General features: G+C 71.3%; 24 protein-coding genes and 1 riboswitch. Of the genes, 15 read left to right on the plus strand and 9 right to left on the minus strand.

What is annotated here, in order from left to right; translation table 11 throughout:
• Positions 1-65 precede the first annotated feature (65 nt).
• Positions 66-653, plus strand: a complete 588-nt coding sequence (locus ACWGJO_RS15430) for a CGNR zinc finger domain-containing protein (RefSeq protein WP_452184054.1) — start codon at positions 66-68, stop codon at positions 651-653.
• On the opposite strand, the gene sodX is transcribed toward ACWGJO_RS15430, so the two are convergent.
• The gene (gene sodX, locus ACWGJO_RS15435; protein WP_452184115.1) at positions 650-1,012 is read right to left on the minus strand and encodes a nickel-type superoxide dismutase maturation protease; all 363 of its coding nucleotides are present in this window, start codon (positions 1,010-1,012) and stop codon (positions 650-652) included. The genes ACWGJO_RS15430 and sodX overlap by 4 nt on opposite strands.
• Before the next feature lie 273 nt (positions 1,013-1,285).
• Here sodX and sodN point away from each other — a divergent pair, with 273 nt between their 5' ends.
• The 8 genes from sodN (at position 1,286) to ACWGJO_RS15475 (ending at position 7,714) form a co-directional block, all read left to right on the plus strand.
• Entirely contained in the window at positions 1,286-1,681 is a 396-nt protein-coding gene (gene sodN, locus ACWGJO_RS15440; RefSeq protein ID WP_045699892.1) for a superoxide dismutase, Ni, read from the plus strand.
• 68 nt (positions 1,682-1,749) lie between these two features.
• A riboswitch (cobalamin riboswitch) is annotated at positions 1,750-1,888 on the plus strand.
• 139 nt (positions 1,889-2,027) lie between these two features.
• Positions 2,028-3,092 (plus strand): FecCD family ABC transporter permease, encoded by a 1,065-nt coding sequence (locus ACWGJO_RS15445; RefSeq protein WP_452184056.1) that lies wholly within the window; start codon positions 2,028-2,030, stop codon positions 3,090-3,092.
• A gap of 5 nt (positions 3,093-3,097) precedes the next feature.
• A complete protein-coding gene (locus ACWGJO_RS15450) occupies positions 3,098-3,922 on the plus strand; it encodes an ABC transporter ATP-binding protein (RefSeq protein ID WP_452184117.1) in 825 nt (274 codons plus the stop codon).
• A gap of 28 nt (positions 3,923-3,950) precedes the next feature.
• A complete protein-coding gene (locus ACWGJO_RS15455) occupies positions 3,951-4,943 on the plus strand; it encodes an ABC transporter substrate-binding protein (RefSeq protein ID WP_452184058.1) in 993 nt (330 codons plus the stop codon).
• 87 nt (positions 4,944-5,030) lie between these two features.
• Positions 5,031-5,414, plus strand: a complete 384-nt coding sequence (locus ACWGJO_RS15460; RefSeq protein ID WP_387695208.1) for a nuclear transport factor 2 family protein — start codon at positions 5,031-5,033, stop codon at positions 5,412-5,414.
• 10 nt (positions 5,415-5,424) lie between these two features.
• The gene (locus tag ACWGJO_RS15465; protein WP_452184060.1) at positions 5,425-5,901 is read left to right on the plus strand and encodes an N-acetyltransferase family protein; all 477 of its coding nucleotides are present in this window, start codon (positions 5,425-5,427) and stop codon (positions 5,899-5,901) included.
• Positions 5,902-6,089: 188 nt separating this feature from the next.
• Positions 6,090-6,500 carry an ATP-binding protein gene (locus tag ACWGJO_RS15470; RefSeq protein WP_359904520.1) on the plus strand — a complete coding sequence of 137 codons (411 nt, stop codon included), beginning with the start codon at positions 6,090-6,092 and terminating at the stop codon, positions 6,498-6,500.
• A gap of 200 nt (positions 6,501-6,700) precedes the next feature.
• The gene (locus ACWGJO_RS15475; RefSeq protein WP_380355824.1) at positions 6,701-7,714 is read left to right on the plus strand and encodes an RNA polymerase sigma factor SigF; all 1,014 of its coding nucleotides are present in this window, start codon (positions 6,701-6,703) and stop codon (positions 7,712-7,714) included.
• A 64-nt stretch (positions 7,715-7,778) separates the two neighbouring features.
• On the opposite strand, the gene ACWGJO_RS15480 is transcribed toward ACWGJO_RS15475, so the two are convergent.
• Positions 7,779-8,207, minus strand: a complete 429-nt coding sequence (locus ACWGJO_RS15480; protein WP_452184062.1) for a hypothetical protein — start codon at positions 8,205-8,207, stop codon at positions 7,779-7,781.
• Positions 8,208-8,257: 50 nt separating this feature from the next.
• On the opposite strand from ACWGJO_RS15480, the gene ACWGJO_RS15485 reads away from it, so the two are divergent.
• Positions 8,258-9,229 carry a diacylglycerol/lipid kinase family protein gene (locus ACWGJO_RS15485; protein ID WP_452184064.1) on the plus strand — a complete coding sequence of 324 codons (972 nt, stop codon included), beginning with the start codon at positions 8,258-8,260 and terminating at the stop codon, positions 9,227-9,229.
• A 369-nt stretch (positions 9,230-9,598) separates the two neighbouring features.
• The gene (locus ACWGJO_RS15490; protein WP_014138019.1) at positions 9,599-9,850 is read left to right on the plus strand and encodes a WhiB family transcriptional regulator; all 252 of its coding nucleotides are present in this window, start codon (positions 9,599-9,601) and stop codon (positions 9,848-9,850) included.
• 598 nt (positions 9,851-10,448) lie between these two features.
• On the opposite strand, the gene ACWGJO_RS15495 is transcribed toward ACWGJO_RS15490, so the two are convergent.
• The 7 genes from ACWGJO_RS15495 to ACWGJO_RS15525 all read right to left on the minus strand — a co-directional run bounded on the left by ACWGJO_RS15495 (position 10,449) and on the right by ACWGJO_RS15525 (position 20,273).
• Positions 10,449-11,969: a sensor histidine kinase gene (locus ACWGJO_RS15495; RefSeq protein ID WP_452184066.1), complete on the minus strand. Its 1,521-nt coding sequence runs from the start codon at positions 11,967-11,969 to the stop codon at positions 10,449-10,451.
• 463 nt (positions 11,970-12,432) lie between these two features.
• The gene (locus tag ACWGJO_RS15500; protein WP_452184068.1) at positions 12,433-13,518 is read right to left on the minus strand and encodes an SIS domain-containing protein; all 1,086 of its coding nucleotides are present in this window, start codon (positions 13,516-13,518) and stop codon (positions 12,433-12,435) included.
• Between the two features lie 239 nt (positions 13,519-13,757).
• Positions 13,758-15,038 carry an extracellular solute-binding protein gene (locus tag ACWGJO_RS15505; protein ID WP_452184070.1) on the minus strand — a complete coding sequence of 427 codons (1,281 nt, stop codon included), beginning with the start codon at positions 15,036-15,038 and terminating at the stop codon, positions 13,758-13,760.
• A gap of 456 nt (positions 15,039-15,494) precedes the next feature.
• Positions 15,495-17,048, minus strand: a complete 1,554-nt coding sequence (locus tag ACWGJO_RS15510) for a glycoside hydrolase family 3 protein (RefSeq protein WP_452184072.1) — start codon at positions 17,046-17,048, stop codon at positions 15,495-15,497.
• A 6-nt stretch (positions 17,049-17,054) separates the two neighbouring features.
• Positions 17,055-17,885 carry a carbohydrate ABC transporter permease gene (locus ACWGJO_RS15515; protein WP_452184074.1) on the minus strand — a complete coding sequence of 277 codons (831 nt, stop codon included), beginning with the start codon at positions 17,883-17,885 and terminating at the stop codon, positions 17,055-17,057.
• The gene (locus ACWGJO_RS15520) at positions 17,882-18,907 is read right to left on the minus strand and encodes a carbohydrate ABC transporter permease (RefSeq protein ID WP_452184076.1); all 1,026 of its coding nucleotides are present in this window, start codon (positions 18,905-18,907) and stop codon (positions 17,882-17,884) included. The genes ACWGJO_RS15515 and ACWGJO_RS15520 overlap by 4 nt, the downstream gene beginning before the upstream one ends.
• Positions 18,908-18,998: 91 nt before the next feature.
• Positions 18,999-20,273, minus strand: a complete 1,275-nt coding sequence (locus ACWGJO_RS15525; protein ID WP_452184078.1) for an extracellular solute-binding protein — start codon at positions 20,271-20,273, stop codon at positions 18,999-19,001.
• A gap of 337 nt (positions 20,274-20,610) precedes the next feature.
• Here ACWGJO_RS15525 and ACWGJO_RS15530 point away from each other — a divergent pair, with 337 nt between their 5' ends.
• The 4 genes from ACWGJO_RS15530 (at position 20,611) to ACWGJO_RS15545 (ending at position 24,747) form a co-directional block, all read left to right on the plus strand.
• Positions 20,611-21,402, plus strand: a complete 792-nt coding sequence (locus ACWGJO_RS15530) for a GntR family transcriptional regulator (protein ID WP_452184079.1) — start codon at positions 20,611-20,613, stop codon at positions 21,400-21,402.
• Positions 21,403-21,819: 417 nt separating this feature from the next.
• Positions 21,820-22,083, plus strand: coding sequence for a DUF3311 domain-containing protein (locus ACWGJO_RS15535; protein ID WP_452184081.1), 264 nt, complete (start codon positions 21,820-21,822; stop codon positions 22,081-22,083).
• Entirely contained in the window at positions 22,080-23,693 is a 1,614-nt protein-coding gene (mctP, locus tag ACWGJO_RS15540) for a monocarboxylate uptake permease MctP (RefSeq protein ID WP_359904553.1), read from the plus strand. Before ACWGJO_RS15535 ends, mctP begins: the two co-directional genes overlap by 4 nt.
• A 154-nt stretch (positions 23,694-23,847) precedes the next feature.
• Positions 23,848-24,747, plus strand: coding sequence for a histidine phosphatase family protein (locus ACWGJO_RS15545; protein ID WP_452184083.1), 900 nt, complete (start codon positions 23,848-23,850; stop codon positions 24,745-24,747).
• Positions 24,748-24,829 lie beyond the last annotated feature (82 nt).

Consider the following 24,829-nt stretch of genomic DNA (forward strand, 5'->3'; position numbering starts at 1 on the left):
CCGGAGCTCCGCCCAGGTAATAGGCTGGAGGCAGTCAGCCCGTTACCGAACCTGGAAGGACCCCTGTGGAGCTCGCCGCCTACGCCGATCTCGCCGTTCGGCTGGTGAACACCGAGGAGCCCGAGCGCGGCACCGACACGCTGACCTCCGTGGAGGCCGTGCGCGGCCTGTTCTCCGACTCCGCGCGGGCCGCCGCGCTCGCCGACGAGTCCGACCTGCCCCGGCTGCGGGCGGTGCGGACCCGGCTGCGCGGGGTCTTCGAGGCCGCCGCGGAGGGGGACGAGATCCGCGGCGTCGACCTGCTGAACAGCCTGCTGATGGAGTACCCGGTCAGCCCGCTGGTCTCCGGGCACGACTACCTGGACGACGCCGGACGACCGCGCTGGCACCTGCACCTGGCCGACAACTCCCCCACCGCCACCGCGCACTTCACCGCGGTCGCCTGCATGGGCCTGGCCGTCCACCTGACCGAGCTGGGCGCCGACCGGCTCGGCATCTGCCAGGCCGCGCCCTGCCGCAACGCCTACCTGGACACCTCGACCAACCGCTCCCGCCGCTACTGCTCGGACCGCTGCGCGACCCGCGCCAACGTGGCCGCCTACCGGGCCCGCAAGCGCCAGGAGGCGGAGGCGGCGGCCCGGGACAGGACCTAGACGTCCTCCACCCAGGCGCCGAGCCGGCGGGCGAGGCCCGGCACCCGGGCCAGCCGCGGGTTGAGCAGCAGCCGCTCCAGCCGGCGCCCCGGCGCCAGCCAGACCGGGCTCGGGCGCAGCCGCAGCAGCACCCGGCCGAGCACCAGCTCGTCCGGCACGGCGCCGTAGCTGCGGCTGTCGCTGTCCACCGGGCGGTTGTCGGAGAGCAGCCACCAGCCCGCGGCCCGGCGCTCGGCGGCCCGCTTCACCACCAGCAGGTCCTGCTGGAAGGGGTGCCGGAAGACCACCACCGCGCCCGGCCGGATCGGCGCGCCGTAGCGGACCAGCAGCTGGTCGCCCTCGCGCAGGGTCGGGACCATCGACGGCCCCGCCACGTCGACCAGTCCGAACGGCAGCGCGCCGCCCCGGTCCGGCCCCCCGGCCCCGGCGCCCTGCGGTCGCGTGCTCCGCGCCACGACTCCTCCTCCTGCTCCGCCCGCCCCCAGTCTGCCGTACGGACCGTCACCGGTCCGATGTCCGGATTACCCCGGTTCCTGGTCCGTCTTTTGCCCTAGGCCCGCCGCCCGATCGCGAAACGGCGAGGCCGGAAGGGTAATCTCGGGCGCGGGAAGACGATCTAAGGAAGGACTCCCATGTTCTCTCGTCTGTTTGCACCTCGCGCCACCGCCCACGCCCACTGCGACCTGCCCTGCGGCGTGTACGACCCGGCTCAGGCCAAGCTGGAGGCCGAGTCGGTCAAGGCCACCCAGGAGAAGTACCAGGCCAACGAGGACCCGCACTTCCGCGCCCGCGCCATCATCATCAAGGAGCAGCGCGCCGAGGCCGTCAAGCACCACATCTCGGTGCTGTGGAGCGACTACTTCAAGGCCCCGCACTTCGAGAAGTACCCGCAGCTGCACCAGCTGATCAACGACACCCTGAAGGCCGCCTCGGCCGCCAAGGCGTCCACCGACCCGGCCACCGGCCAGGCCCTGCTGGACCTGATCGCCGAGGTCGACAAGATCTTCTGGGAGACCAAGCAGGCCTGAGCCTGACACGTCGCCACCCGACCGCCCCCGTCCGTACCGCCGGACGGGGGCGGTCGCGCGTTCCCGGCCCACCCAGGGCCGGTAAGGGTTGCCTGCCCTGAGTGGCTGTTATGCTGCCAGGGCGTCCGAGGGGGAAGTCCGGTGTGAATCCGGCGCTGACCCGCAACGGTGAGCACGGCCCGTACCAGCCCGTACGGCCCGCGCCAGCCCGATCGCCCCCGGCCGCTGAACTCCCGACAACTCGCCGCGGACTGCGAGGGGAACGGCGCCGCGGCACGCCTTCGGCCGGCGCCCGCCCCGGCGCACCCGCGGCCCGAGGCAAGGCGCACCCGTGGACCGTGCAGTCGTGGACCGTGCAGTCGGCCCGCCCACCCGTCGAATACCCGTCGTCCCGCTCGCCGCCGGCCTCGTCGCCGCCCTGCTGCTGTCGCTGCTCTGCGGGGTCGCCCTCGGCTCCTCCGGACTCGGCCTGCCCCGGGTGCTGCGGCTGCTGGGCGCCGGGCTGACGGGCGGACGGCTGGACGCGGGCGAGGCGGCCGCGTACGCGATCGTCTGGGAGATCCGGCTGCCGCGCACCGTGCTGGCCGCCGTCGTCGGCGCCGGACTCGCCGCCTGCGGGGTCGCCGTCCAGGCCCTGGTGCGCAACGCGCTGGCCGACCCCTTCGTACTCGGCATCTCCTCCGGCGCGGCCGTCGGCGCCAACGCCGTCCTGCTCTTCGGCGCCTTCGCCTCGCTCGGGGTGTGGGCGATCTCCGCCTCCGCCTTCGGCTCCGCGCTGGCCGCCATGACGCTCGTCTACCTCGCCGCCCGCACCGCGTACGGACTCACCCCGCTGCGCCTGGTGCTCACCGGCACCGCGCTGTCCTACGGCTTCTCCGCCGCCACCACCCTGATGGTCTTCGCCGCCGACCGCGGCGAGGCCGCCCGGGACGCCATGATGTGGCTGCTCGGCAGCCTCGGCGGCGCCACCTGGGGCAAGGTGCCGATCGCCGCCGTCACGGTGGTGGCCGGCCTCGCGTACCTGGCCTGCGCCGCCGGGCGGCTGGACGCGCTCGCCATGGGCGACGAGACCTCCGCCTCGCTCGGCGTGGACCCGGACCGGCTGCGCCGCGAGCTGTTCGTGGTGACGGCCGCCGTCACCGGCACCGTGGTCGCGGTCAGCGGGGCGATCGGCTTCGTCGGGCTGCTGATGCCGCACCTGGCGCGGATGCTGGTCGGCGCCGGGCACCGCCGGGTGCTGGTGATCGCGCCGCTCGCCGGGGCGCTGCTGCTGGTCTGGGTGGACATCGCCTCGCGCACCCTGCTGGCACCCGCCGAACTGCCCGTCGGGGTGTTCACCGCGGTGCTCGGCGTACCCGCCTTCCTGCTGATGATGCGCCGCCGCGGCCAGGCCCTCGGAGGAACCCGGTGACCGACGTGACCACGGCGACCGACCCGGCCGACCCGACCGCCCCGGCGCGGGCCCAGGACCTCGCCGTCGACGCCGTCTCGGTGGAGCTGGCCGGCACCCGGCTGGTCCACGAGGTGAACCTGGCGGCCGCCGCCGGGCAGGTGGTCGGGCTGGTCGGCCCGAACGGCAGCGGCAAGTCGACCCTGCTGCGCTGCGTTTACCGGGTGCTGAAGCCGGCCGGCGGCGTGGTCCGGCTGGCCGGCGACGACCTGCACGCCCTGAGCGCCCGCGACACGGCCCGCCGGGTGGCCGCGCTGACCCAGGAGCACTCCGCCGAGTTCGACTTCACCGTCGCCGAGGTGGTCGCCATGGGCCGGCTGCCGCACCGCCGCGGCTTCGGCTCCCCGGCCGACGGGGACGCGGAGCGCTGCGCCGGGGCGCTGCGCAAGGTCCGGGCCGGACACCTCGCCGAGCGCGGCTTCCTGAGCCTGTCCGGGGGCGAGAAGCAGCGGGTGCTGTTCGCCCGCGCGCTGGTCCAGGAACCGCGCCTGCTGGTGCTGGACGAACCCACCAACCACCTCGACATCGCCCACCAGTTGGAGGTGCTGGCGCTCGCCCGCGAGGCCGGCCCGACGGTGCTCACCGCGCTGCACGACCTCAACCTGGCGGCCGGCCACTGCGACCTGGTCTACGTGCTGCGGGCCGGGCGGATCGTCGCCTCCGGCCCGCCCCACGAGGTGCTCCGCCCCGCCCTGCTGGCCGAGGTGTTCGGCGTCCGCGCCACCCCGGTGCGGCACCCGGAGACCGGCGCCCTCCAGCTGCTGTTCGACCGGCTCGCCCCCTCCTCCTGACCCGTCCCGTCTGCCCAGAGGAACCACCTTGCGCACCAAGGCCGTTGCCACCGTCGCCCTGCTCGTCCTCGGACTCACCGCCTGCGGCGCCGAGATCGCCCCGAAGGAGGCCGCCACCGCCTCCGCCCACTACCCGGTGACGGTGGACAACTGCGGGCAGAAGCTCACCTTCGCGCAGAAGCCCGCCCGGGTGGTGACCAACGACGTCAACATCACCGAGCTGATGCTCTCCCTCGGCCTCGCCGACCGGATGGCCGGCTACGTGATGCCCGACGACAAGGGCCGGATCGACAAGGTGGCCTGGAAGGACGGCTACCAGCAGACCACCTGGCTCTCCAAGAAGGTGCTCACCAAGGAGATCGCCCTGGACGCCCGGGCCGACCTGGTCCTCGCCGGCTGGCACTACGGCTTCGACGAGGGCGCCGGCGTCACCCCGCAGGCCTTCAAGGCGCTCGGCGTCGACTCGTACGTGCTCAGCGAGTCCTGCCGCAGCGGCAAGGGCACCGAGCGCGGCGTGATGGACCCGCTGGAGGCCCTCTACACCGACCTGGCCAACCTCGGCGAGATCTTCGACGTCAAGGACCGCTCCGACAGGCTGATCGCGGACTTCAAGGCGCAGATCGCCGCCGTCCCGCAACCCGAGCGCCGCCCGTCCGTCTTCCTGTACGACAGCGGGCAGGACAAGCCGTACACCGCCGGGAAGTTCGCCGCCGCCAACGAGATCATCGCCAAGGCCGGCGGGAGCAACATCATGGGCGACCTCGCCGACACCTGGGTCACGGCCGGCTGGGAGGGCGTGGTGCGGCGCGACCCGGAGGTGATCGTGATCAACGACTACGCGACACCCGGGGCCGAGGAGAAGCGGAAGTTCCTGAAGTCCTTCCCGCCACTGGCCAACGTCTCCGCGGTCAGGAACGACCGGATCTTCGTCATGGACTACGTCGACCTGGTGGAGAGCCCGCGCAACCCGGCAGCGGTCGGCGCACTGGCCGAGTACCTGCGCACCGTGCCGGCCCGCTGACGGCCCCCGGTCCGCTCCTCCGGGGCGGTGGCCGCGGGCGTACGCTCAAGGTACGAGCCGACGGAACCCGACCGGAGGAGCGAGATCATGACCACGATGGCGGCCCCCGGCGCCTTCGACACCCGCGCCCTGCGCGAGGGCATCGAGCGCTGCGACGCCGAGACCCTCCTCGCGCTCTACGCCCAGGACGCCGAACTGCGCATGGTCGATCGCAGGACCCAGCCCAGCCACCCCCTGGTGATGCACGGCCGGGAGGAGATCGGCGCCATGCTGGACGACGTCTACGGCCGCGAGATGACCCACAAGCTGGAACAGGTGGTGGTCCAGGGCGACCACGCCGCCTTCCTGGAGTCCTGCCGGTACCCCGACGGCGTCCGGGTGCTGATGTCCTCGATGGCCGTGCTGCGGGACGGCCGGATCGTCGACCAGACCTCCGTCCAGGCCTGGGACGAGACGGGTCCCGAGCAGTAGGCTCACAGGCATGATCCGCACCGCCGTCGCCACCGACGTTCCCGTCATCCATGCCATGATCCGCGAACTCGCGGACTACGAGCAGGCCCTGCACGAGGCGAAGGCCACCGAGGAGCAGCTGCACGACGCCCTGTTCGGCGAGAACCCGGCCCTGTTCGGGCTGATCGCCGAGGACGACGCCACCGGCGAGCCGGTCGGCTTCGCGGTGTGGTTCCGCAACTTCTCGACCTGGCGCGGCACCCACGGGGTCTACCTGGAGGACCTGTACGTCCGTCCGCAGGCGCGCGGCGGCGGCCACGGCAAGGCGCTGCTGCTGGAGCTCGCCCGGATCGCCGTCGAACGCGGCTACTCCCGGGTCGAATGGTCGGTCCTGGACTGGAACCAGCCCTCGATCGACTTCTACAAGGCGATCGGCGCGGTGCCGATGGACGAGTGGACGGTCTACCGGCTCACCGGCGAGGCCCTGGCCGAAGCCGGGCGGCGCTGAACGGCCGTCCGGAGACCGGCGAAAGGGTCTGCCACCCTGCGTCGCAATGCCTTACCATGAGTAACTCCCGAACCGGGGTGCGGAAGGCGGAGCGATGGTGGATGCGTGACGCCGGGCCCCCTTCGGGGGTAGCAAGCGGTAACAAGCGGGGTACCAAGAAAGCACAGCGCGCCACCCAGGAGGCAAGGGTGTCCCAGATCGACGGCGATCTCGGTGTTCAGGACTTCGTGGAGGTCCGGCTGCCCGCAGCGGGGGCCTACCTCTCCGTCCTGCGAACAGCGACGGCCGGGTTGGCGGCCCGGCTGGACTTCACGCTCGACGAGATCGAGGATCTGCGGATCGCGGTCGACGAGGCCTGCGCCATCCTGCTCCAGCAGGCGGTGCCCGGGTCCGTACTGTCCTGCGAGTTCCGGCTGGTCGGCGACTCGTTGAAGGTCACCGTCTCGGCACCGACCACCGACGGCAAGGCCCCCGAGCGGGACACCTTCGCCTGGACGGTGCTCTCCGCCCTGGCCGGCGAGGTCGACTCCTCGGTCGGCGCGGACAAGACCGTGTCGATCAGCCTGAACAAGAAGCGCGGCGGGTCCCCCGCCCACTAGCCGGGCGCCGGACCGAACCGCACGACCGAGCAGCACCGAGCAGCACCGAGCAGCACTGAGCACCACCCGCGCAAGGGCCGTCCGCCGCTCCCCCGACCGGGGTTCCGACGGACGGCTCCCGGTACCGCCACCCACGCGGTACGACCAACGAGACGATTCCGGGGCCACCGGCCCCGGTGCTCCCGGAACGGAACGGGGGAATGGCCGTGAGTGATCTGGACCGTACCGGCCTCGCGACGGCGGGACCCGCCGTACCGACCCAGGCGAGCGTTCCCGGCCTCGCCGCCAACGACGAAGCGCACCCGAAGGACGCCCAGCGGATGAGCCACCCCACCGAGCCGACGTCCGAGCCGACGCCTGCCTCCGTGCCCCCGCCGGACCCGGCGGGCGAGACGGACCCGGCGGTCGAGGCCGAGCCGCACAGCGCCGTGCCCGCCCAGGGCTCGCACCGCACCGGCGCCCCGGACCGGGAGGCCGCCCGCGCGCTGTTCGTCCGGCTGTCCGCACTGCCCGAGGGCTCCCCGGAGCGGGTCGAGCTGCGCAACCAGCTGGTGCGGATGCACATCCCGCTGGTCGAGCACCTGGCCCGGCGCTTCCGCAACCGGGGCGAGCCGCTGGACGACCTGACCCAGGTCGCCACCATCGGCCTGATCAAGTCCGTGGACCGCTTCGACCACGAGCGCGGGGTCGAGTTCTCCACCTACGCGACGCCGACCATCGTCGGGGAGATCAAGCGGCACTTCCGCGACAAGGGCTGGGCGGTGCGGGTCCCGCGCCGCCTCCAGGAGCTGCGGCTGTCGCTCACCACGGCGACCAGCGAGCTCTCCCAGCGGCACGGCCGCTCCCCCACGGTGCACGAGCTGGCCGAGCACCTGGGGATCTCGGAGGAGGACGTCCTGGAGGGCCTGGAGTCCGCCAACGCGTACTCCACGCTCTCGCTGGACGTGCCGGACAGCGACGACGAGTCGCCGGCCGTCGCGGACACCCTGGGCGCGACCGACGAGGCGCTGGAGGGCGTCGAGTACCGCGAGTCGCTCAAGCCGCTGCTGGCCCAACTGCCGCCCCGGGAACAGAAGATCCTGGTGCTGCGGTTCTTCCGGAACATGACCCAGTCGCAGATCGCCGCCGAGGTGGGGATCTCCCAGATGCACGTGTCCCGGCTGCTCGCCCGGACCCTGGCCCAGCTGCGGGAGAAGCTCCTGGTGGAGGAGTAGGACTGACGGCCGCTCAGCTCCGGCTCGGCGGCCGTCCGATCCCCTGCCCCGGCCCTGTACGCCCCTAGTTCTCGGACGGGGCGTACAGGGCCGCCGTCGACTTCGGGTTCAGCAGGCAGCCGATGCCCACCAGGCCGAGCACGCCGATCAGCACGCCGAACGCGATCGCCGTGCCGCCGCTCTCGAACATGTAGTAGGCGACCGGCAGGCAGATCGAGTTGGTCAGCACCGCCGGACTGCGGCCCCAGCGGCGCTCCTTGAGCAGCGCGAGGGCGGCCAGCACCGGCAGCACGCCGAGCAGCACGATGACCGCTCCGCCGAACTCGTTCAGGGCCAGCTGCTTGGACTGGCCGGACAGGGCGGCCACCATGTCCAGGACGCCGACGACGGCCAGCGCGATGCCCTCCAGGGCCGTGATGGCGGCGCCCAGGGTCAGGGAGGCCGGTCGGCCGACGCCGGCCGTGGGTGCGGGTGCGGAGGTTTCTGCGGTCACTCCAGCAGGGTAGCCGCCGGTCGGTCCGTACCGACCCGTAGGCTTTCCCCATGCGCGCTCTCCTGGTCGTGAACCACAAGGCCACCACCACCAGTGGCCGGACCAGGGACGTCCTGATCCACGCCCTGCGCAGCGATCTCAAGCTGGAGGTCGCCGAGACCCAGTACCGGGGCCACGCGCGCGACCTGGCCCGCGGGGCGGCGGAGGACGGCACGGTCGACCTGGTGGTGGCGCTGGGCGGGGACGGCACCGTCAACGAGGTGGTGAACGGGCTGCTGGCGCACGGCCCGGGCGAGAAGGTCCCGCGACTGGCCGTGGTGCCGGGCGGTTCGACCAACGTGTTCGCCCGCGCGCTGGGCCTGCCCAACGACCCGGTCGAGGCGACCGGCGCCCTGCTGGACGCGCTGGAGCACGGCCGGGAGCGGCCGATCGGGCTGGGCAAGGCGATGACCGACGGCCTGCCGGACCGCTGGTTCACCTTCACCGCCGGCCTCGGCTTCGACGCCGGCGTGGTCGGCCGGGTCGAGGAGCAGCGCCGGGCCGGGCGCAAGTCCACCCACGCCCTGTACGTCGGCCAGGCCCTGCGGCACTACTTCACCCAGCGTGAGCAGCGCCGCTCCGGCCCGATCTCCCTGGAAATGCCGGGCCACGAGCGGGTTCCGGGCCTGGTGCTGTCGATAGTCAGCAACACCTCGCCCTGGACCTTCCTCGGCAACCGGCCGGTCTACCCCTCACCACTCGCCTCCTTCGACACGGATCTGGACGTCTTCGGGATCACCCGGATGACGGCGTTCGGCACGGCTCGAACGGTCCGTCAGATCCTGCGGTCGTACGCGCCTTCGGGTGACGGCGCCCCTCCGATGGGCCCTTCCGGGAAGCACGTCGTCTCCTATCACGACGTCAGACACTTCACCTTGGTTTCGGAGGAACCGGCGCCGTTCCAGGTCGACGGGGACCATCTTGGAGACAGGAGTCGCGTCAGTTTCACAGGCGTACGGCGGGCACTGCGTGTGATTGTGTGACTGGAAGGGGGGTTCCTCCTTCTTCTCGAACGCACAAGCCCCCTTCACTCCATAGAAGTACTGGCTGTGAGCTAGGCGACACCGAAGAATCCAAAATTCCTCCCCGAAGGGGGTTGTATCCGAGCCCGAGGTTTGCGAACCTCTACATGGCGATCGGGACACATCGCAGCGACGGCAACTCCGGAACCACAGGAGCGCCGACCGCGGAGTGTCCCTCGAATCGCCGAATCCCCCCCAGCACAGACCACCCGGGCCCGACGGGCCTTTGGTCTCTTTTGCTGTTGCGGGATTCGTGAAAGCGTTCACATTCACAAGCCATTCGATTGTGCCGATCGGGCCACCCCCCGCGGCAGGAGGAGTTGGACGACCATGGACTGGCGCCACCGCGCTGTCTGCCGCGAAGAGGACCCGGAGCTGTTCTTCCCGATCGGGAACACCGGTCCTGCTCTGCTGCAGATCGAGGAAGCCAAGGCCGTGTGCCGCCGTTGTCCGGTGATGGAGCAGTGCCTCCAGTGGGCGCTCGAGACCGGCCAGGACGCCGGTGTCTGGGGCGGCATGAGCGAGGACGAGCGTCGCGCGATGAAGCGCCGCGCCGCCCGCAACCGGGCCCGCACCGCCTGATCGCCCGGCGATCACACGCCGTAGCACCAGCAGTGACCGCAGTACCGATCGACACATGATCAAAGGCTTCCCTGCACCTCCTGGTGAAGCCTTCCGCACAAAGGACCTTGCCCTGCCGGGTCCCGCGACACCGGACCCGCCCAGACACTTGATACTGTTCACTGAGAGCAATATCGTGGAGCTGTGGCGCTCACCGTGTGCAACGCACCGGCGAGGTGTCGCACCACCCAGAGCCCCCGCTCCGGCCGACTCCCCCCGACGGCCGGAACGGGTTGAGAGGCCCTGTCGACCCACCCCCCCCGGTCGACAGGGCCTCGTTTCTGTTTCCGCACCCCGGTCGGGCACGCCGGTCGCGTGCCCCGGCTTGGCGCTCCGTCGGGCACCCCGACTCGGCGCCCCGGTTGCACGTCCGGCTCCACGCTCTGGTTCCGCACTCCGGAGTGCGGAGCGCGGACCCGGCGCTTGATCCGAGCACGCGCCCCCGCCACACACCTTCGCGCGTGTCCGTACGCCTTCGCGCCACGGATTCCCGGCGGGATCCCGCCCGACCGGACCTCAGCGCACCGGACCTCGCGCACCGGACCTCGCGGACCGGGCCTCAGCGGACCGGGATCTCCAGGATCACCTTGGTCCCGCCGTCCGGGCCGGCCACCATGTCGAAGGTGCCGCCCAGCTCACCGGTGGCCAGCGTCCGGACGATCTGCAGCCCGAGGTTGCCCGCCGTCTTCGGGTCGAAGCCCTCCGGCATGCCGCGGCCGTCGTCCTGCACCGTGATCAGCAGGTACTCCTCCGGCCGGGCGCCGCCGTTCCAGCTTTCCGACCAGCCCGCGCCGGTCGCCGGCGCCCGCCCGCGCAGGGCACTGACCTCCAGGTTCCCGGAGGCGGTCGGTCCGAACGCGTGTTCCAGGGCGTTCTGGAGCAGCTCGGTCAGCACCATCGACAGCGGGGTGGCCACCTCGGCGGAAAGGATGCCGAAGCTGCCGGTGCGCCGGGTCGCCACCCGGCCGTCCTGGGACAGCTCCATCGCCATCGCCAGCACCCGGTCGGCGATCTCGTCGAAGGCCACCTTCTCGTCCAGCGCCTGGGAGAGCGTCTCGTGCACGATCGCGATCGAGCCGACCCGGCGCACCGCCTCGTCCAGTGCGGCCCGGCCGGACTCCGACTCCATCCGGCGGGACTGCAGCCGCAGCAGGGCCGCGACGGTCTGGAGGTTGTTCTTCACCCGGTGGTGGATCTCCCGGATGGTGGCGTCCTTGGTCATCAGCTCGCGGTCGCGGCGGCGCAGCTCGGTGACGTCCCGGCAGAGCACCAGCGAACCGGTCAGGGTGCCCTTGGGCTTGAGCGGGATCGCCCGCAGGGTCACCACTCCCCCCTGCGCCTCCACCTCGGTCTGCCGGGGCGCCCAGCCGCTCGCCAGCTTCACCAGCGCCTCGTGGACGGCCGAGCGTGACGGCGGGGCGAGATCGGCGGTGGCCCGGCCGAGGTGGCTGCCGACCAGGTCGGTGGTGAGGCCGAGGCGGTGGTAGGCGGAGAGGGCGTTGGGGCTGGCGTAGGTGACGACGCCGTCCGCGTCCAGCCGGATCAGGCCGTCGCCGACCCGGGGGGCGGCGTCCATGTCGGCCTGCTCGATGCCGGGGTAGGGGAAGGAGCCGGCCGCGATCATCTGGGCCAGGTCGGAGGCGCTCTGGAGGTAGGTGAGCTCCAGCCGGCTCGGGGTCCGCACGGTCAGCAGGTTGGTGTTGCGCGCGATCACGCCCAGCACCTTGCCCTCGCGCCGGACCGGGATCGACTCGACCCGGACCGGGACCTCCTCGCGCCACTCCGGGTCGCCCTCGCGCACGATCCGGCCCTCGTCGAAGGCGGCGTCCAGCAGCGGACGGCGGCCGCGCGGGACGAGGTGGCCGACCATGTCGTCCTGGTAGGAGGTGGGCCCGGTGTTGGGCCGCATCTGCGCCACCGAGACGTAGCGGATGCCGTCCCAGGTGGGGATCCACAGCACCAGGTCGGCGAAGGAGAGGTCGGAGAGCAGCTGCCACTCCGAGACCAGGTGGTGGAGCCATTCCACATCGGCCCCGGTGAGGGTGGTGTGGCGGCGGACGAGTTCGTTCAGCGAGGGCACATGGCGAGGGTAGCGCCGCCGGACCGGGCGCGGCGCGGCGGACCGGCGGGAGGGCCCCGCGGGGCCCTCCCGCGCACCCTCCCGCGCACCCTCCTGCGCACCCTCCTGCGCACCCTCCTGCGCACCCTCCGGAGTTGTTTAGACCAATTTTCCGAGAGGCCTGGACAACCGATATTGGTCTAGTCCACAATGAAAGAGCACCAAGGAGAGGCCCCCGCGCAACTGCCCTGACCGCGCGCGGCCCCTCCTCGGTCGGACGCCGACGATCGAGGACCCCGCACAGTTCTCGACCGGATCCGGTGCCCGACGACAGCTCCGGGCTGCGGTGCCGCATGGGTTGAGGGTCCCGTGTCGGCGCCGTGGCCCGTTGTGTTTTGGGCCCCGTGTTGCCCCGTCGGGGGGATCTCCGATCCGCCCCCGGTCCACAGCCTGTGGACCGGGGCCGGATCGCGTCCGCGGGGCCCTACCTCGTCTCGGTGACCTTCGCCAGGGCGCGCGGGGCGTCCGGGTCCTGGCCGCGGGCGATGGTGACCTCGTAGGCCAGCAGCTGCAGCGGCAGGATCTCCAGGATCGGCTGCACCTCCTCCGGCACGCCGGCCGGCAGCGCGAAGCCCGCCGAGGCGGCCTCCACCTGCGCCTGCTGGCCGATCACCACCAGGTCCGCGCCGCGCCCGCGCAGCCGGTCCAGCACCGGCTGGAGGGCCTCGCCGCCCTTGCCGTCCGGGACGATCGCGATGACCGGCGAGACGTTGTCCACCATGGCCAGCGGGCCGTGCAGCAGGTCGGCTCCGGAGAACGGGGTGGCCGGGATGTAGGTGGTCTCCATCAGCTTGAGCGCCGCCTCGCGGGCGGTCGGGTAGCCGTAGCCGCGCGAGGTGATGACCAGGCGCTGGGCGAAGCGGTAGCGCTCGGCCAGCGCCTTCACCTCCGCCGTGCGGGCCAGCACCCCGGCGGCCAGGTCCGGCAACTCCTCGGCGGCCGAGCCTCCCCCGGCCCTCGGCCGGGGGTACCCCCACGCCTCCGCGAGGCCCTCGACCAGCAGGTAGAGCGCCAGCAGTTCGGCGGTGTAGGTCTTGGTGGCCGGCAGCGCCTTCTCCGGGCCGGCCAGCACGTCGATGTGGAACTCGGAGACCTCGGCCAGCGGCGAGGCGGCGTTGTTGGTCACCGCGAGCGTGACGGCCCCGGCCTCGCGGGCCGCCTTGGTGGAGGCCACCAGGTCGGGCGAGCCGCCGGACTGGCTGACGGTGACGACCAGGACGTCGGTGAGGTCCTGCTTGGCGCCGTACGCGGTGGTGGTGGACATCGAGGTCAGGCCGGCCGGCTTGCCGAGCAGGATCTCGATCAGGTACTTGGCGTACAGCGCGGCGTTGTCGGACGTGCCGCGCGCGGTGAGCAGGACGAAGCGCGGGTTGCGGGCGGCGATCTGCGCGGCGACCTCGCGGATCTTCGGGGCGCCCTCGTCGAGGATGCGCCGGAGGACGGCCGGCTGCTCGGCCATCTCCGCCGCCATGATCCGGCCGGGGACGGAAACAGTCTGCGGGTCGGACATCTGGGTCTGCCTCCGATGAGACGGTTCGACCCCGTTCGGGCGGCTGCCCGGCGGGGACCTCCACGGCGGCGAGTCCGCACACTCGCTGCGGTCCTTCGTGCGGCAATCCTACGGGCGCGCCTTCCGCCGGGCACCTCCGTCCGCACGCCCGCGCGCACCCGGCGCGCCCCGGCGGCGCACGCCCGCGGCACGCGCCCGCACGGTCGGGAGGGGCGCGTGGCCGCGGGCGCGACGGAAGGTCAGGACGCCTTGTTGATCAGCTGGTCGATGGCGGCGTCGGCCTCCTTGGTGGCCTGGTCCACCGACTTGCCCTTGAGGATCGCGGTCAGCATGTCCGGGATGACCTTCTGCTTCTCGACCGCGGCCCAGCCGGGGGCCAGCGGGGTGAACCAGGCGTCCGGGACGGCGTTGGCCGCGGCGGCGGTGGTCGGCTTGTTCTTCAGCGGGTTCAGCTGGGTCAGGTTGTTCGGCAGGATGTCCTTGTCGGCCAGCGCCTGCTCGGACTTGGTGCTGGTGAACATCCGGATCCAGTCGGTGGCCAGCGCCACCTGCTGGGACTTCGCGGTGACGGCGAGGTCGGAGCCGCCGATGAAGGTCGGCAGCGGCTTGCCGTCGGGGCCGGGCATGGTGGCCACCTTGACGGCGTCCTTGAGGCTCGGGTCGCCGGTGACCGGGGCGGTGACGCTGGCCGCCTCGTAGCCGTTGCCGTAGAAGGACGCGGCGTGCCCGCGGGCCATCGACTCGAACTGGTTCTGCTCGTTCACCGTCAGGTCGCCCTTGTTGTACTTGCGCACCAGGTCGACGAAGTGGCTGACGCCCTGCTGGGACTTGGGGTCGTGCAGGGTGCCGTGCCAGTTGCCGGAGCTGTCGAACTTGGCGATGCTGCCGCCGTACGCGGCCACGTAGCTCATCGCGGCGTACCAGTACGGGCCGGGCAGGTAGAGCGGGGAGTAGGACTTGTCGGCCTTGTTGCGGTCCGCGACCTTGTCCAGCGCGGCCAGCAGGTCCGCCTCGGTCTTCGGGAAGTCGGCGCTGCCGGTGGCCTGCTGGAAGGCGGCGGAGTTGTAGATGGCGACCCGGGAGCCGGCGTAGTAGGGCACGCACCAGAGCTTGTCCTGGTAGGTGCAGGTGTTGGCGAGCGCCTTGATCCAGCTGTCGGAGTTGTCGAAGGTGCTGCGGTCCACCGGGGCCAGCGCGCCGGAGAGCACGTACTTCATGGTCTCGGTGTTTCCCAGCTCGACCACGTCGGGGGCGTTGCCGTCGGCGATGGCCTTGTCGAGCTTGCCCACCTTGTCGGCCCAGCCCTGGTACACGAGCTTGAGGCTGACGTTCGGATACCTCGCCGCGAACTCGTCGTTGACCCGCTGGACCAGGTCCGGCCAGTTCTTCTGGGCGTCGTCCATCAGCCAGACGGTGACGGTGCCGCCGGCGGCCTTCGGGTCGGCGGAGCCGCCCGCGCCGCTGTCGCCCGCCGGCTTCGCGGTCGAGGAACAGGCCGTCAGACCGACTGCCAGTGCCATGGTCCCGAGCGTCGAGATGAGTTGACGCTTCTTCACGCCGTCCTCCGAGGGTTGTAGAGCCGTCTTGCCCGCCGGCAGCGTGATTGGCGCCCGCGGCGGAGAGTCCGGACAGGGGGCGGCGAAGAGCTTCGGGGTGGGCCGATACCACATCCGGCGAGGTTGAATATCGAACCGGATGACTGGACTCTGGCCTAGACCATAGGTGGTGTCAACGACCAAAAGCCCTCCTTGGGACGGCCGTTGCAGAGCTGTTGTACCGCGTGGCCGCCAGTTGTCGTTCCGTCACCCTAAGTGGGCCTTAAGGTGGATTTAAGGCCCACTTGAGGGAACACGGTCACTCGACGAACCCGCAGGTCAACGCCGGGGAAACGAAACGGGCCCGCCATGCGACATGCGCATGACGGGCCCGTCGGCCGACGCCCACCGGACACGGCCGGTGACGTCTCGTCGAACGGTTCAGCCGATCGCTCCCGGCTGCCCGGTGAGGACCTCCACGGCCGCCAGTCCGCAGACCCGGGCGGCGCCGTGGGTGGCGATGTGGAGCGCCCCGACCGGCTCGGACTGGGGCAGGCCCATCTCGACCACGGCGGCGTCCGGCCGGGCCGCCACCAGACGGCCCAGCGCCGCGGCCATCCACCCGTGCCGGTGCGCGTCGCGGACCACCAGCACCAGGCGGCGGCCCTCGGCGGCGGCCAGCAGCTCGTCGACCAGCGCGTCCAGCAGCTCCGGCGCGGCGTCGGCCGCCGACACCTCGCGGGTGCGGGTGCCGGGGAAGCGGTCGGCCAGCATGCCCGCCACACCCCACGGGGTGACGTCGCCGACGGCGATGTTCGGCTCGTCCGAGAACGAGGCCACGTACGGGCGCTCGCTCACCGGCGGCACGGTCAGGCCCGGCGCCCGGACCACCCTGAGCGCCCGGCGCGCGGCCCGCAGACCGACCGCCAGGTCCGGCTCGACCCGCTCGCCCTGGGCCGCGATCCGGCCCCAGCTGCCCAGCGCCCGCACCCGCGCGGCCGCGTCCGCCAGCCGCTCCTCGGCGAGCCGGCCGGAGCGCACGCCCGCCACGATGGCGTCGCGCAGCATCAGCACGGTCTCCTCGTCGGCGAGCCCGCCGCCGACGCAGATCGCGTCCGCGCTGGCCGCCAGGGCCAGCACCGTGCCCTCGCCCATCCCGAAGGTGTCGGCGATGGCGCCCATCTCGATCGCGTCGCTGACGATCAGGCCCTGGTAGCCGAGGCCGCCGTCGGCCGGGGCCGCGCGCAGCAGGTCGCGCAGCACGGCCGGGCTCAGGGTGGCGGGCAGCTTCGGGTCCAGCGCCGGGATCATGATGTGGGCGGTCATCACGGCCTTGGTGCCGGCCGCGATCGCCGCCTGGAACGGGATCAGGTCACGGGCCCGCAGCACGTCCAGATCGACGTCGATGACGGGCAGCCCGTGGTGCGAGTCCACCGCGGTGTCGCCGTGGCCGGGGAAGTGCTTGGAGCAGGCGGCCACGCCGGCCGACTGCAGGCCCTCCACCCAGGCGGCGGTGTGCCGGGCGCACAGCTCGGGGTCGGCGCCGAAGGAGCGGACCCCGATGACCGGGTTGCGCGGGTTGGAGTTGACGTCCGCGGTGGGCGCCCAGTTGTAGTTGACGCCGGCCGCGGCCAGCGCCCGGCCCAGCTCGCGGGCCACGTCCCGGGTCAGCGCCGGGTCGTCGATCGCGCCGAGCGCGAGGTTGCCGGGCCAGGACGAGCCGGAGCCCGCCTCCAGCCGGGTGACGTCGCCGCTCTCCTCGTCGATGGCGATCAGCAGGTCGGGGTTCTCGGCGCGCAGCGCACCGGTGAGCGCGGACAGCTGGTCGAGGTCGACCACGTTGCGGTCGAACAGCGCGACCGAGCCGAGGCCCGCGGCGAGGTGGCGGCGCAGCCACTCCGGCGGCTCGGTGCCGACGAAGCCGGGCTGGAGGACGGTCAGGGCGTCACGGTGCAGCTGGTCGCTGTCCGGCACGGTGGGAACGAGGATGCTCACGTTGACTCAGCCCTTCACTGCGCCGTCGGTCAGTCCGTTGACCGCCTTGCGCTGCAGGAAGATGAACAGGATCAGGATCGGCACGGCGAAGAGGGTGGACGCGGCCATGGTCGCGCCCCAGTCGGTGCCGAACGCGGTCTGGAAGGAGGAGAGCCAGACCGGGAGGGTCTGCGCCGTCTCGTTCTTGTTCAACATGTTGACCAGCGGGAACTCGTTCCACGCGGTGATGAAGCCGAACAGCGAGGTCGACATCAGGCCGGGGGCGAGCAGCGGGAAGATCACCTTCACGAAGGCCTGGGTACGGGTGCAGCCGTCCACCATGGCCGACTCCTCCAGCTCCTTGGGCACGGCGGCGATGAAGCCGCGCAGCGTCCAGATCGTGAAGGGCAGCACCATCATCAGGTAGAAGGCGGTCAGCGGCACCAGGCTGTTGAGCAGGTCGTTGTTGCGGGCGATCAGGTAGGCCGCGATGACCATGACCTCCCAGGGCGCCATCTGGGCGGCCATCACCACGAGGACGAAGCTCTTGCGGCCGCGGAAGCGCATCCGGGCGATCGCGAAGGCGGCCAGGGTGGCGATCACCAGCGAGCCGAGCACCGCGCCGACGGTGACGATCAGGCTGTTGCCGACGTACGTCCAGAAGTTCGGGACGTGCACGGCCCGGTCGAAGTGCTCGAACGTGCCGTTCAGCGGCAGGAAGACGGGGTCCCGGCTGACGATGTCCTTGTTCTGCTTGAACGCGGTCGAGAACATCCAGTAGACGGGGAAGATGAAGAAGACGAAGAGGACGACCGCGATCACGTTCGGCCAGGTGCGTCCGAAAAGCGAGCGCCTCACAGCTCGTCCTCCTGCTTGAGAATGATGCGGAAGTAGTAGGCCATCAGCGCGCCCAGCATCAGGATGGTGAGCACCGCGATCGCGGAACCGACGCCGAAGTGCTGGGACCCGATGCCTTCGAGGAAGGCGTGCACCGGCAGGGTGCGGGTGAGGCCGTCCGGTCCGCCCTTGTTGATCAGGTAGACCTGGGTGAAGGCCTTGAACACCCAGATGACTTCCAGGAACGTCGTGGCCAGGAGGAAGGGCTTCATGATCGGGAAGATCACCGAGCTCCAGATCTTGCCCGAGCCGGCGCCGTCCATGCGGGCGGCCTCGTAGAGCTCCTTGGGGATCGTGGCCAGGCCCGCGTACATGTTGAACGCCACGAACGGGATCGACTGCCACACGATCAGCAGGATGATCACGAAGAAGGTGGAGTACTGGCCGCTGGTCCAGTTGAAGTGGGCCATGGAGTGCCAGCCCAGCTTGTCCAGGAACCAGTTGACGACGCCGAAGTTCTGGTCGAAGAGCCAGGTGTAGACGGTGGTCGCGGCGACCACCGGCATCGCCCAGGCCAGCAGCAGGCCGACCGAGAGCAGCAGCCGCATCCGCTTGCCGAGGATGTTGAGCAGCAGGCCGATCAGCGTGCCGAACACCATGATCAGCACGACGTTGACCGCCGTGAAGACCACCGTGCGCAGGGTGATCGCCCAGAACTCCGAGTTGCCCAGCTGCTCGGTGTAGTTGTCGAAGCCGTTCCACTCGGTCAGGCGCTGGATGAACTGCCGCCTGTTGAGGTTCTGGGCCGAGACCACGACCGTCTCGATCAGCGGCCAGACCAGCAGGACGAGGGTCGCCGCGATGGCCGGCAGCAACAGCAGGTAGGGGGCGAACCTGGCGGCCGCACTGGGCCCGTCCGACGGTCTGCCGTTCCTCCTCGGGGTGCGCTCGGCACCGGGGGTGGTGGACTTGTCTGTCGACGCCACCACGGAATTCGTTGGTTCCGGGGACTGTGTCTGCACCCGTTCCGACTGCGCAGCCATCGTTCTCTCTTCCTTGCAAACCCGACCACGACGGAAGGCGTCGCTCACCGACCCCCCGCCGGGAGCCGGTGAGCGACGCCGCTCGACTGCCTTACTGCTTCTGGTTGAGACGCTTCGCGATCTCGTCGTCGGCCTTCTTGGCCGCGGCGGCGTAGTCGCCGTTCAGCGCCGAGGTCAGGAAGTCCTTGATCGGGTTCGGCTCGTTCTCGACGTTGGTCCAGGTCGGAACGTTCGGGGTGGTCGCACCGTTGAGCGAGGCCGGCAGGGCGGCCTTGGCGAAGTCGCCGGTGACCTTGCTGTTGAGCGCGACCTTGTTCGGGATGAGACCCGAGGAGGCGATCAGGCCCTCGTTCTTGTCGTTCATGGCGATCTTCAGGAAGCCCTTGGCGAGTTCCGGGTTCTTGCCCTGCTGGGCGATCGCCAGGTTCGAGCCGCCGAGGAAGACGCTGGAGGGCTTGTCCGCGGTCGCGCCGGGGAGCGGGAAGTAGCCGATCTTGTCGGCGGCCAGCTCCTCGGGCTTCGGGACCTCCCAGCCGAGACCGATGATGGTGCCGATGTCACCCTTGGCGAAGACGTCCTTCTGCTGCGGGGTGGCCTCGTCCTTGTCCTTCGGCGCGGTGGTCGAGTGGCTCTGCAGCTTCTTGTAGGTGTCGAAGGCCTTCTGGGCCTCGGGGCTCGACAGGCCGCCGACCCACTTGTCGCCGTCCTTCTTGGCGAGCTTGCCGCCCTCGCTGGTCAGCAGGCCGAAGTAGGCGTACCACTCCTGGCCGGGCATGTAGAGGGCGTCGGTGACGCCCGGGACGGCCTTGACCTTGTCCAGGTCGGTGTAGAACTCGTCCAGGGTCTTCGGCGGGGTGGTGATGCCGGCCTTGGTCCAGATGTCCTTGTTGTAGGTCACCACGCGGTTGGTGAAGTACCACGGGGCGGCGTACTGCTTGCCGTCGATGATCGAGGACTCGTTCAGGTTGGCGGCCCAGTCGGCGCCACCCAGGTCGGCCTTGTCCTTGGTGATGTCGAGCAGACCACCGGTGGCCGCGTAACCCGCGGTCTGGGTGTTGCCGATCTCCAGGACGTCCACCGAACCCTCGGAGAGGGCGGCGGTGACCTTCTGGCCGATGCCGTTCCACTTCTGGGTCTGGATGTCGAGCTTGGCACCCGGGTAGGCGGCGGCGAAGTCGGCCTTGACGCTGTCCTCCCAGCCCTTGGGGGCCGAGCCGTCCATCAGCCACACGGTCAGGGTCTTGCCGTCGTAGTTCTTGGCCGCCGCGGACGAGCCGCCCTCGGTCTTCTTGCCGTCCGAGCTGCAAGCCGCCAGGCCGACGACCATTGCTGCGACGCCGACCGCCGCGATGAGCTGACGCTTCACGCCATCCTCCTGAGGGATGCCTGGGTTGCCCCCGTCGGGCGGCAGCGGCAGACCCACACAAAGCGGGGGGAAAGGTGCCGCGGACCCCATCGAACGGGTGGGGGGATTCATAGTTACCGGTCTAGTGGTGTAGACCAGCTGCCTGGAGCTTGGCCTAGACCAATGGGCCTGTCAACGGCTGTTCGACCGATCTCGACCACCCGTTATCAAGCCGACACCGCACATCGTTCATCGCGTGATGAGGTATTCGTTCCGTAGCCATACATGCAACGATGTGAGCCGTTAACGATGTGGCGGGGCCGCTGAAGGCCTCGCGAGAAGCGGGAGAACAGGTCCGATGAGCAGCGACGGGGGATCCACCGCCCAGGTCAGCGACCCCGAGGTGAACAACCTCCCGACGCAGGCCGGCACCGACCCGACCGCGCGCGTCCCCAAGTACTACGGCCTGAAGCGGCATCTGCTGCAGCTCACCGAGACCCAGCCCGCCGGCACCCCGGTGCCGCCCGAGCGCGCGCTGGCCGCCCAGTTCGACACCTCGCGCACCACCGTGCGCCAGGCCCTCCAGGAACTGGTCGTCGAGGGCCGGCTGGAGCGCATCCAGGGCAAGGGCACCTTCGTCGCCAAGCCCAAGGTCGCCCAGGCCCTCCAGCTCACCTCCTACACCGAGGACATGCGGGCGCAGGGCCTGGAGCCCGCCTCCCGGCTGATCGAGATCGGCTACATCACCGCCGACGACCGGCTCGCCCCGCTGCTCGACATCAAGCCCGGCGGCCGGGTGCTGCGGATCGAGCGCCTGCGGCTGGCCAACGGCGACCCGATGGCCATCGAGGTCGCCCACCTGTCCGCCAAGCGCTTCCCGGCCCTGCGCCGCAACCTGGCCAAGCACAACTCGCTGTACGCGGCGCTGCGCGAGGTGTACGGGGTCACCGTGGCCGAGGCCGAGGAGACCATCGAGACCACCCTGGCCAACCCCCGCGAGGCCGGCCTGCTCGGCTCCGACCTCGGCCTGCCGATGCTCCAGCTGTCCCGGCACTCCTTCGACGCCGAGGGCGACCCGGTCGAGTGGGTCCGCTCGATCTACCGCGGCGACCGCTACAAGTTCATCACCCGGCTGAAGCGTCCGGAGTAGCCGGAGCGTCCGGGCCGGCCGCAGCGCCCGGAGCAGCCGCACTCCCCCGCCGCACCTCGGGCGCCGGCGCGCAAGACCCGCGCGCCGGCGCCTTTCGCGTTCCGCACCCGCATGCCCGGTGACGGCGCCTCACGTCCCGCGGCGGCACCTTCCCCGGCCGCGGGAGCGCGTTTCCGTCGCCCGGCGGTGAACAATCGGCCGGTTGCGTCCGACCGGCGGGCAGTTCCGTCAATTCCGGTGACATGGATCACCTCATGCTCTAGATTGCGCAGCCGTACTGACCTGACTGCCGATCACCGATGGTGCTGCTCGGCGGGCCCGTGCGGCGCTCGGCGCCGACCGGGCTGCGGCGCCGACGGGGAACCCTCCGGAGCGGAGCCGAAGATGCCGTCTGATCCCCTCACCCTCGAAGATGTCATGCCCGAGCCAGCCGGGAGGCCCGTCCCGGCCGTGACGCCCGAGCGGGTGCTGGCCGGCCTCGCCCTGCTGGTGCCGATCGTCGCGATGCTCTGGGTGTCCTCGTACGACAAGAGCGACCCGGCGGTGGCCGGGGTGCCCTTCTTCTACTGGTACCAGCTGCTCTGGGTGCCGGTGTCGGCCGTGTTCACGGTCGCCGCCTACCTGCTGATCACCCGGGACGAGAAGGCCCGCAAGGCGGCCCGGACGGGCGGTGCGCGATGAAGGACGTCAACGTGCCGGCCCTCGTGGTCTTCGTGCTGTTCTTCGCCCTCGTCACCGTGATGGGCTTCCTCGCCTCGCGCTGGCGCCGCGCGGACAACGCCGCGCACCTGGACGAGTGGGGCCTGGGCGGGCGCAGCTTCGGGACCTGGGTGACCTGGTTCCTGCTCGGCGGCGACCTCTACACCGCGTACACCTTCGTCGCCGTCCCCGCGGCGGTGTACGCCACCGGCGCGGCGGGCTTCTTCGCGGTGCCGTACACGATCGTCGCCTACCCGCTGGTCTTCCTCTTCCTGCCCCGGCTCTGGTCGGTCTCCCGGGTGCACGGCTACGTGACCCCGGCCGACTTCGTGCGCGGCCGGTACGGCTCGCGGCCACTGTCACTGGTCGTCGCGCTGACCGGGATCCTGGCCACCATGCCGTACATCGCCCTGCAACTCGTCGGCATCCAGGCCGTGCTGGACGTGCTGGGGGTCGGCGGCGGGGAGAACGCCAACTGGTTCGTCAAGGACCTGCCGCTGTTCATCGCCTTCGGCGTGCTGGCCGCCTACACCTACTCCTCCGGCCTGCGCGCCCCGGCGCTGATCGCCTTCGTCAAGGACGCCCTCGTCTACATCGTGATCATCGTCGCGGTGATCTACATCCCGATCCGGCTCGGCGGCTACGGGCACATCTTCGACGCCGCCGCGCACAAGTTCAGCGCGCCGGGCGCCAAGGGATCGCTGACCGTCCCGCACGGCAGCCAGTGGACGTACGCCACGCTGGCCCTCGGCTCGGCGATGGCGCTGTTCATGTACCCGCACTCGGTCACCGGCGTGCTGGCCTCCAAGTCCCGCAGCACCGTGCGCCGCAACATGGCGATCATGCCCGCGTACTCGCTGATGCTGGGCCTGCTGGCGCTGCTCGGGTTCATGGCGATCGCGGCGGGCGTGGGCAAGGGCGTCAAGGGCTACAACGCCCAGCTCTCGGTGCCGCAGCTGTTCGCGGACATGTTCCCGGACTGGTTCACCGGCGTGGCCTTCGCCGCGATCGGCATCGGCGCGCTGGTGCCGGCCGCCATCATGTCCATCGCGGCGGCCAACCTGTTCACCCGCAACGTCTACAAGGACTGGCTCAAGCCCTCCGCCACCCCCGCCGACGAGACCCGGATCGCCAAGCTGGTCTCGCTGCTGGTGAAGGTCGGCGCCCTGGCCTTCGTGCTCGGCATGGACAAGCAGGCCGCGATCAACCTCCAGCTGCTGGGCGGCCTGTGGATCCTGCAGACCTTCGTGGCGATCGTCGGCGGCCTGTTCACCCGCTGGTTCCACCACTGGGCGCTGTTCGCCGGCTGGGCGGCCGGCATGGTGTACGGCACCTGGAAGGCGTACGGGATCGCCAGCCCGGCCACCAAGCACTTCGGCGGCAGCGCGGCCGGGATCCCCGGCATCGGCGAGATCGGCTACATCGGCCTGACCGCCTTCGCGCTCAACCTGATCGTCGCGGTGGCGCTCACCCTGGTGCTGCGGGCGGTCAAGGCGCCGGAGCTCCCGGACGAGACCAGGCCGTCCGACTACAGCGCCGAAGCCGGTGACGAAGAGCTGAAGAACGCGCCGGAGCCCGTAGCGGCGCACTGATTCGCGCGGTACGCGCCCTGTGATCGCGCCGCCTTCTCCGTGAACACTGGAGAAGGCGGCGCGATCATATGTATGAACAGGCGTGCACGCCGGGCACCACCAGACCGGACCGGCATCCGGCCGGAACCTGATCGACCACGGGGAGCTCGCGGCCATGGCAGAACTCGGCACCACCCTCAACGGCCAGCACCAGTCCACCCAGAGCCAGCACCACCACGCCACCACCCAGGGCCAGCACGGCACCACCCAGGGTCAGCGCGGTGCCGCCCACGGCCAGCACCCCGGCGGGCAGGAGCAGCACCCCGGCGGCCACGAACAGCACGGCAGCACCCACCGCCCGGCCGCCGCCGGCCGGCTGCCGTCCCTGCTCATCGCCACCCGGCACGGGGAGTCCACCGCCAACGTCGAGTTCCAGCTGGCCGAGGCCGCCGGAGCGCTCAGCGTCCCGATCAGCTGCCGCGACGCCGACATCCCGCTGTCGCTGCACGGGGGGCAGCAGGCCCAGGCGCTCGGCCACTGGTGGGCCGGCCTGCCCAGCGCGGACCGCCCGCGCAGCGTCTGGTGCTCCCCGTACGTGCGCACCGCCGAGACCGCCCGGATCGCGCTCGCCCAGGCCGCCGGGCTCGGCGCCGTCCCGGTCACCCTGGCCGTCCGGTACGACGAACGGCTGCGCGACCGCGAGCTCGGCATCCTGGAGATGCTGCCGAAGGCCGCGATCGAGGCCAAGCACCCGGAGGAGGCGGCCCGGCGGCGCAAGATGGGTGAGCTGTACTACCGCCCGCCGGGCGGCGAGTCCTGGGCCGACGTCGCGCTGCGGGTGCGCAGCCTGCTGCGGGACCTCTGCGAGGAGGAGGCCGGGCGGCCCGTCCTGCTGGTCGCGCACGACTGCACGGTGCTGATGCTCCGCTACGCGCTGGACCGGCTCACCGAGGAGCAGCTCACCGCGCTGGGGCCGGTACACAACTGCTCCACCAGCCTGTGGCGGGCCCAGGACGGGCGGCTGCGGCCGGACGGCTGGAACGGGGTCGGGCACCTGGTGCCCGACGGGGTCTGACGCCCCCTCGGCCCGCCCGGCGTCCGGTCGGCCCACCCGGGAGCCCCCTCGGCCCGCCCGGGAGCCCCCTCGGCCCGCCCGG

The organism is Kitasatospora sp. NPDC054795, assembly GCF_053611565.1.